This is a genomic window from Amycolatopsis sp. H20-H5 (genome assembly GCF_035828755.1).
Classification (GTDB): Bacteria; Actinomycetota; Actinomycetes; order Mycobacteriales; family Pseudonocardiaceae; genus Amycolatopsis.
The window spans coordinates 22,149-28,882 of record NZ_JAYMZS010000112.1; the positions used below are offsets into that span (position 1 = coordinate 22,149).

Annotated in this window: 5 protein-coding genes; 3 read left to right on the forward strand and 2 right to left on the reverse strand. The window is 67.0% G+C overall.

Going from position 1 to position 6,734, the window contains the following annotated elements; genetic code table 11:
• Positions 1 to 51: 51 nt before the first annotated feature.
• Both QMK34_RS38060 and QMK34_RS38065 read right to left on the reverse strand, forming a co-directional pair.
• The gene (locus QMK34_RS38060; RefSeq protein ID WP_326419629.1) at positions 52 to 987 is read right to left on the reverse strand and encodes an ACP S-malonyltransferase; all 936 of its coding nucleotides are present in this window, start codon (positions 985 to 987) and stop codon (positions 52 to 54) included.
• A complete protein-coding gene (locus tag QMK34_RS38065; RefSeq protein ID WP_326419630.1) occupies positions 984 to 2,390 on the reverse strand; it encodes a class I adenylate-forming enzyme family protein in 1,407 nt (468 codons plus the stop codon). Before QMK34_RS38065 ends, QMK34_RS38060 begins: the two co-directional genes overlap by 4 nt.
• 223 nt (positions 2,391 to 2,613) lie before the next feature.
• Between QMK34_RS38065 and QMK34_RS38070 the strand changes: the two genes are divergently transcribed.
• From QMK34_RS38070 to QMK34_RS38080, 3 genes are read left to right on the forward strand one after another with little or no spacing between them, the layout of a single operon-like run.
• Positions 2,614 to 3,996: a glycosyltransferase gene (locus tag QMK34_RS38070; RefSeq protein WP_326419631.1), complete on the forward strand. Its 1,383-nt coding sequence runs from the start codon at positions 2,614 to 2,616 to the stop codon at positions 3,994 to 3,996.
• 60 nt (positions 3,997 to 4,056) lie between these two features.
• Entirely contained in the window at positions 4,057 to 5,112 is a 1,056-nt protein-coding gene (locus tag QMK34_RS38075) for a DegT/DnrJ/EryC1/StrS family aminotransferase (RefSeq protein WP_326419633.1), read from the forward strand.
• Between the two features lie 49 nt (positions 5,113 to 5,161).
• Positions 5,162 to 6,337, forward strand: coding sequence for a cytochrome P450 (locus QMK34_RS38080; RefSeq protein ID WP_326419634.1), 1,176 nt, complete (start codon positions 5,162 to 5,164; stop codon positions 6,335 to 6,337).
• The last annotated feature ends 397 nt before the right edge of the window (positions 6,338 to 6,734 follow it).

Below are 6,734 nucleotides of genomic sequence, written 5' to 3' on the forward strand. Positions count from 1 at the left end.
GCGGGTTCCCTGGCGTGACGCCGGAAACCCGCCTTTCGCGCGGGCGGCTGGTCAGTGCACGAGAACGGGTTTCGCGGCGGACTTCGGGGTCACCGGGACGACGTGGAAGTTCGCGGTGGTGACGTCAAGGCGGTGGAACAGCAGGTCCGGGCCCGTCACGTAGACCGTGCCGACGCCCTGCGTGTTGAGGCCGCCGACCACGGCGGGCCAGTCGATCGGCCGATCGAAGGTGTCGGCCAGTATGGTGCGCAGCTCGGCGGCCGAGCCGACCACCCGGCCGTCCTGGTCGGAGATGACCGGGATCGACGGCTCGGCGAGCGGGAACTGGGAGAGCACCTCGGCTTCGGCCTTGGCGCGCAGCGGCGCGAACCGGCGCGCGTGCACCGGCGGCCGCATCGTCTGCATCGAGTAGCCGCCGAGCGCGCGGACCTCGGCGATCAGTTCGTCGAGCACGTCCGAGCGCAACGAGACCAGATAGGACCCCTCGTCGAGGTGGCCGGAGAGCTCGATCCACTCTCCGCGCGCGCAGAAGGCGTCGACGAGCTCGCGGAACGGCACGTCCGGGACGCGCACGAAGCAGTGAGTCACCAGGTCGTCGGGCTCCGCGGCGAAGTACTCCTCTTCACAGCGGGCCAGCTCGAAGGTGAGCCGGATCGCCGCGGGGAAGTCCACTGAGCCGACGTAAGCCGCGGCGGCACGCTGCCCGAGGCTGGCTCCCACACAGAAATCCGGCCGGAGCCCGTGTTCGTCTTCGGCCCGGTCCGCCAGCGCGAGCGAGTTGACCAGGAATGCCACCTGGGTGAAGGCATGGTAGACACCCTCCGCGGCACGAAAACCCGCGAGCAGCGACGCACCGAGCACCTCGTCGGCCACCGCGATCCGGCGGCGCGCGTACCGGTCGAGCACCATGAACCGCCCGACCTCGGCGAAGGTCGACGGCCCCATCCCCGGAAAGACCACGGCGACCGGCCCGGCTGCTTCGCTCACGCCGAAACCGCCAGTTCCTCGAGCCGCTTGTTGTCGGGCTTTCCGTTGCGGTTGAGGGGAAAGCTGTCGATGACGACCATCCGATCGGGTACCTCGTACCCGGGCAGCGCCGAACCGGCGACCGTGCGCCAGTGCTCGATCCCGCGATCCTGGTCGTCCTCGATGAAGGCGACCAGCTGGGATCCCTTGCGCTCGCAGGGTATCGCGATGATCTTGGCGCGGCAGCCCGCCTCGCCCATCCGCCGCTCGATCATGTCGGGGTAGAGGGTGTACCCCATCCGGTGCACGGCGCGTTTCCGGCCGAGGACGTGGAGGCTGCCGTCCTCGGTGAGCCTGCCGAAGTCACCGCTGGCGAACCAGCCGCGGTCGATCGGCGAGAGCTCGCCGTCGTCGTCGAGATAGCCGGCCATGACGTCCGGGGTGAGCACCATGACCTCGCCGACCGCACCGGCGGGAACCTCGTTGCCGTCGTCGTCCACCACGATCAGGTGCACGCCCTCGACCGCGCGGCCGCAGGCGACCGGGTTGTCGAGCGTCGCGAAGGCCACGTTGCCGAGCTCGGTGCTGCCGTAGCTGTCGAGCAGGTAGTGCCCGACTTCGTCGACGTAGCAGTCCACGAGGCCGGGGTCGAGGGGAGCCGCGCCGACGCACAGCATCCTCGCCTCGGCGAGCACTCGCATCAGGACGGGCCTGCGGCGGGCGATGTTGAGCATGCTGCGGTAGGTGGCGGGGGTGGCGTCGAAAACCGTGGCGCCGCACAGACCGGCCATCTGCAGTGCGTGGTCGAGCCGCCGATACGGCGCCACCACCAGCGAACACCGGGTCAGCCAGGCGATCAGCACCATGGAAAGCCCGTACTGGTGCGAGAACGGCAGCAGGGGCACCAGCACGTCTTCCTCGACATGCCCGACCTGGTTGAGGTTGCGGCGCAGGTTCTCCAGGAACGACGCACCGGTCTTGACGATCGCCTTCGGGGTGCCCGTCGAGCCGGACGAGAACATGAGCAGGCCGTCGGGAAGGTCGCACCACCGCTTCACTGTCAGGTCAGCCGACGTGGCGAGGCGGCCCGCCGCGGCGAACTGCAGTTCGTAGAGGGAGAAGCACTGGGCGTCGGTCTCCGGGAGAACGGTGTCGCGATCGGTGACGCAGAACTTGACGCGCGCCTGCGCTATGAGCAGTTCGGTGGTCTCGGCCCGATCCTGGTAGTCGATCAGCACGAGCGAGGCTCCGAGGTGCATCAGCGCCAGCAGGGCAGTCAGATAGGCGGGAGAGTTCTCGGCCTTCAGCAAGACCCGGTCCGACATCTCCACCCCCCGCGCACGGAGCTCGTCTGCCATCCGGACCGCGTCCGCTTCCCACTCCTCGAGAGTGCGGACGCTGTCGATGCCGCATATCTTCGCCATGGTCGAACCTCTTTCCTCGACTTCAGGACAACGCGGCACCGCCGGTGTGCCTGTGGTGTCCAGTGTCACCACCCGCGGTCATGGAAATGGCCAGAAACCCGCCGGATTCCGACCGGACAGCTCGGGAAGGCGCGGGAAGACTAGGGATTTTTCGGGATGGTTCGTGGGAAAAAGATACGGTCTCGCACCGGCACCACCCGCGAAACGCGGAAAGGTTGTGTTCATGGACTCGACCCGACGGCCGATCCTGTTCGTCAGCTCACCTGAGAGCGGTCTGCTCAACCCGTTGCTGACCCTGGCCGGGGAGCTGTCCGGCCGCGGAGTCGAGGAGTTGTGGTTCGCCACCGATGAGCCCCGGCGCCGCGACATCGAAGCGATCATCGGCAAAACACCGGTCGAGTTCGCCTCGCTCGGCGAGGTCGTCCCGGAGATGTCGGCGGTGACCTGGGACGACGAGACCTACCGGGCGGTCACCCAGCCGTCTCGGTTCAAGGCCCACCGCGCGGTCCTGCGGCACACCTGCGACCCGAAGCTGCGCGTGGAGAAGTACCACGCGCTCGAGACCGCGGTGGACAAGATCGAACCGGCCCTGATGATCATCGAGAGCATGAGCCTGTTCGCGGTGGAACTGGCGATCACCAAGAAGATCCCGTTCATGCTGAGCGTCCCTTTCATGCCCAGCAACGTCCTGACCTCGCACACCCCGTTCTCGAAAAGCTATACCGCGCCCGGTTTCCCGGTGCCGCACTCCGGCCTGCCGTTCGAGATGACCTTCACCCAGCGGATCACCAACCGGGTGTTCAAGCTGCGGACACTCGCCATGTTCCTGAACCCCTCGCTGTCGAAGGTGATGGCTCAGGACGGCCCGCTCCGCCGGGAACTCGGCATCTCCGACGCGGCGCGCGGGCAGATGGCCCGCATCGACAATGCCGAAGCGATCCTGTCCTACTCGGTCACCGGGCTCGACTACCCGTTCCCGGTGCCGGCCAAGATGCGGCTGGTGGGCGCGATGGTGCCGCCGCTGCCCCAGGCACCCGGCGACCACCGTCTGTCCGACTGGCTCGACAAGCAGGATTCGGTCGTCTACATGGGTTTCGGCACGATCACCCGGCTGGCCCGCGACCAGGTCCAGTCCTTCGTGGAGGTCGCGCGACGCCTCGACGGCAGGCACCAGATCCTCTGGAAGCTGCCCTCGGATCAGCAGGAATTCCTTCCACCGGTGGCCGAACTGCCCGGCAACCTGCGCATCGAGACCTGGGTCCCGTCCCAGTTCGACGTGCTCGCCCACCCCAGTGTCAAGGTGTTCTTCACCCACGCCGGCGGAAACGGGTACCACGAAGGGCTCTACTTCGGGAAGCCGCTCGTCGTGCGCCCACTGTGGGTGGACTGCTACGACCAAGCCGTCCGCGGCGAGGACTTCGGTATCAGCCTCACCCTGGACCGGCCCGAGACAGTCGACCCCGACGACGTCGTCGACAAGCTCACCAGGGTCATCGAAGACGGCTCCTTCAGCGAACGCGCCCAGCAGTTCGCGCTGCGGCAGCGGGAAGCCGGTGGCCGCGCGGCCGCCGCGGACCTGGTTCTCGCCTCCCCGTCCCTGAAATGACCGCACAGTGGGAAAAAATCCCAGTCCCGACCAAAACCAGTCCGAAAGAATGAGGAGCCGATGGCGATCCACTACCCGGTTTCGAAGCCCTGGCTGGAAGGGCACGAACTGGAATACGTGACCGAAACGATCACCGACGGCTGGATCTCCTCCCAGGGACCGTTCGTCAAGAAGTTCGAGCAGGCTTTCGCCGACTACCACGGCAGCGCACACGGCGTCGCCTGTTCGTCGGGGACGACCGCACTCACCCTGGCCCTGCGAGCGCTCGGGGTCGGGCCCGGCGACGAGGTGATCGTGCCGGAGTTCACGATGATCGCCTCGGCGTGGGCGGTGACCTACACCGGGGCCACCCCGGTCTTCGTCGACTGCGGTGACGACCTCGACATCGACGTCTCGCTCATCGAAGCCAAGATCACCCCGCGCACGAAGGTCATCATGCCCGTCCACATCTACGGGCGGCGCTGCGACATGGACGCGATCATGACGCTGGCCTACGAGTACAACCTCCGGGTCGTCGAGGATTCGGCCGAGGCGCACGGCGTGCGCCCGGTCTCCGACATCGCGTGTTTCTCGCTCTTCGGCAACAAGATCATCACCTCCGGTGAGGGCGGCATCTGCCTGACCAACGATCCCCGGCTGGCCGGCCAGCTGGCCCACCTGCGCGCGATGGCGTTCGACAAGGACCACACCTTCCTGCACAAGAAACTCGGCTACAACTTCCGCATGACGAGCATGCAGGCCGCCGTCGCGCTCGCCCAGACCGAACAGCTCGACGAAATCCTTTCCCGGCGAACGGACATCGAGAAGCGTTACGACGAACTGCTCGCCGGAATCGACGGAATCACCTTGATGCCGAGCAGGGACGTGCTGTGGATGTACGACCTGCGCGCCGAACGCCGCGACGAGCTGCGCGTGTTCCTCGCTGACGAGGGCATCGAGACCAGGCTGTTCTTCAAACCGATGAGCAGGCAGCCCGGCTACCTCGACCCCGACTGGCCGTCGCTGAACGCCAGCAGGTTCAGCGAAGACGGGTTCTACCTGCCCACCCACACCGGGCTCACCGAAGCCGACCAGGAGTTCATCTGCGGGCGGATCCGCGCTTTCCACAGCGCCTGAAGCGTCCATCCGGCGACCTCAGTATCCGACGAACCAGGGAAACAGGGAAATGACGAGCGTCGAACAGAACATCGTCGACTTTCCGAGTCGCCGGGCGGGGTGCCCCTTCCCGCCGCCGGAATACGCGGAGATCCGCGCCCAGCCGGGACTGGTCAAGGCCACCCTGTCCGAGGGCAGGACGGTCTGGCTGGTGACCCGGCACGAAGACGTGCGGACCGTGCTGACCGACCGCCGCATCAGCTCCAACCCGACCCACGACGGGTTCCCGAACTTCGGGCGCACCGGCGGGGTCCCGGCGCCCGACCAGGTCCCGGGCTGGTTCGTCGGGATGGATCCGCCGGAGCACGGCCGGTTCCGCAAGACCCTCATCCCCGAGTTCACCGTGCGCAAGATCAAGGAGCTGCGCCCGCACATCCAGCGGGTGGTCGACGGGCGCGTCGACGCCATGCTCGCCGCCGGGAACTCGGCTGATCTCGTGGCCGACTTCGCGCTTCCCGTACCGTCGCTGGTGATCACGGCGCTGCTCGGCGTGCCCTACGCCGATCACGACTTCTTCGAAGCCAAGACCCGGACACTCGTCAGCTTCGCCTCGACCGACGACGAACGCGAGGCCGCGGGCAAGCACATCCTGCGCTACATCACCCGCCTCATCACGCTCAAACAGCAGCGGCCGGCCGACGACCTGCTCAGCAGGCTGCTCGCCTCGGCCACCATGACGCCCCAGGAGCTGTCCGGGGTCGTGATGCTCCTGCTGATCGCCGGGCACGAGACGACCGCGAACAACATCTCGCTCGGCGTGGTCACCCTGCTGTCGCACCAGGAATGGCTCGGCGACACCCGCGTCGTCGAAGAGCTGCTCAGGCTTCACTCGGTCGCCGACCTGGTCGCGCTCCGGGTGGCGGTCGAAGACGTCGAGATCGGCGGCCAGCTGGTCAAGGCGGGCGAGGGCATCGTCCCGCTGGTGGCCGCGGCCAACCACGACGCCGACGCGTTCGCCTGCCCCGCCCGATTCGATCCCGCCCGCGCCGCCCGCCACCATGTGGCGTTCGGCTACGGCGTCCACCAGTGCCTTGGCCAGAACCTCGTCCGGGCCGAGATGGAGATCGCCTTCCAGACGTTGTTCTCCCGGATCCCGACCCTGGAGATCGCGGCACCGCTCGAAGACCTGCCGTTCAAGTACGACGGTGTCCTGTTCGGCCTGCACGCCCTCCCGGTCAAGTGGTGACTTCGCACTGACCACCGCGAAACGCCCCCGCGTCCCGGCTCCGGGGGCGTTTCGCGTCACCTGTTTTAGAAGGCGTCCGGAAACTGATGTCATGGCGTCCAGTTTGGCGCCTGAGGCCGCGTTCCCTTCAGTCGCGACCCCAGGTTTGCCGTGTGCCCTGATGGGAGCCTTCACGGCGTCTAACGCTGTCATGGTGGCCTTCAGGGGGTTTCGAAGGCCAGGCGCCCGAGGCTTCGAGCGACGGCTGCTGCGACAGTTCTCAGACGCGTTCTTAGCTTGTTGTTTAACCAGGTGGTGTCTGGTGGGGGCCCCGGTTGGTCATGGGTGAGGCCCTTGGTTGATCATTCCTTCTTGCTACAGACGGAAGATCGACCAAGGGCCTCAGTTGATCAGTGTG

Excerpts from the sequence above, each read along its gene's own strand:
- QMK34_RS38065 (WP_326419630.1), bottom strand. The coding sequence starts at position 2,390 with ATGGCGAAGATATGCGGCATCGACAGCGTCCGCACTCTCGAGGAGTGG.
- QMK34_RS38070 (WP_326419631.1), top strand. The coding sequence starts at position 2,614 with ATGGACTCGACCCGACGGCCGATCCTGTTCGTCAGCTCACCTGAGAGC.
- QMK34_RS38075 (WP_326419633.1), top strand. The coding sequence starts at position 4,057 with ATGGCGATCCACTACCCGGTTTCGAAGCCCTGGCTGGAAGGGCACGAA.
- QMK34_RS38080 (WP_326419634.1), top strand. The coding sequence starts at position 5,162 with ATGACGAGCGTCGAACAGAACATCGTCGACTTTCCGAGTCGCCGGGCG.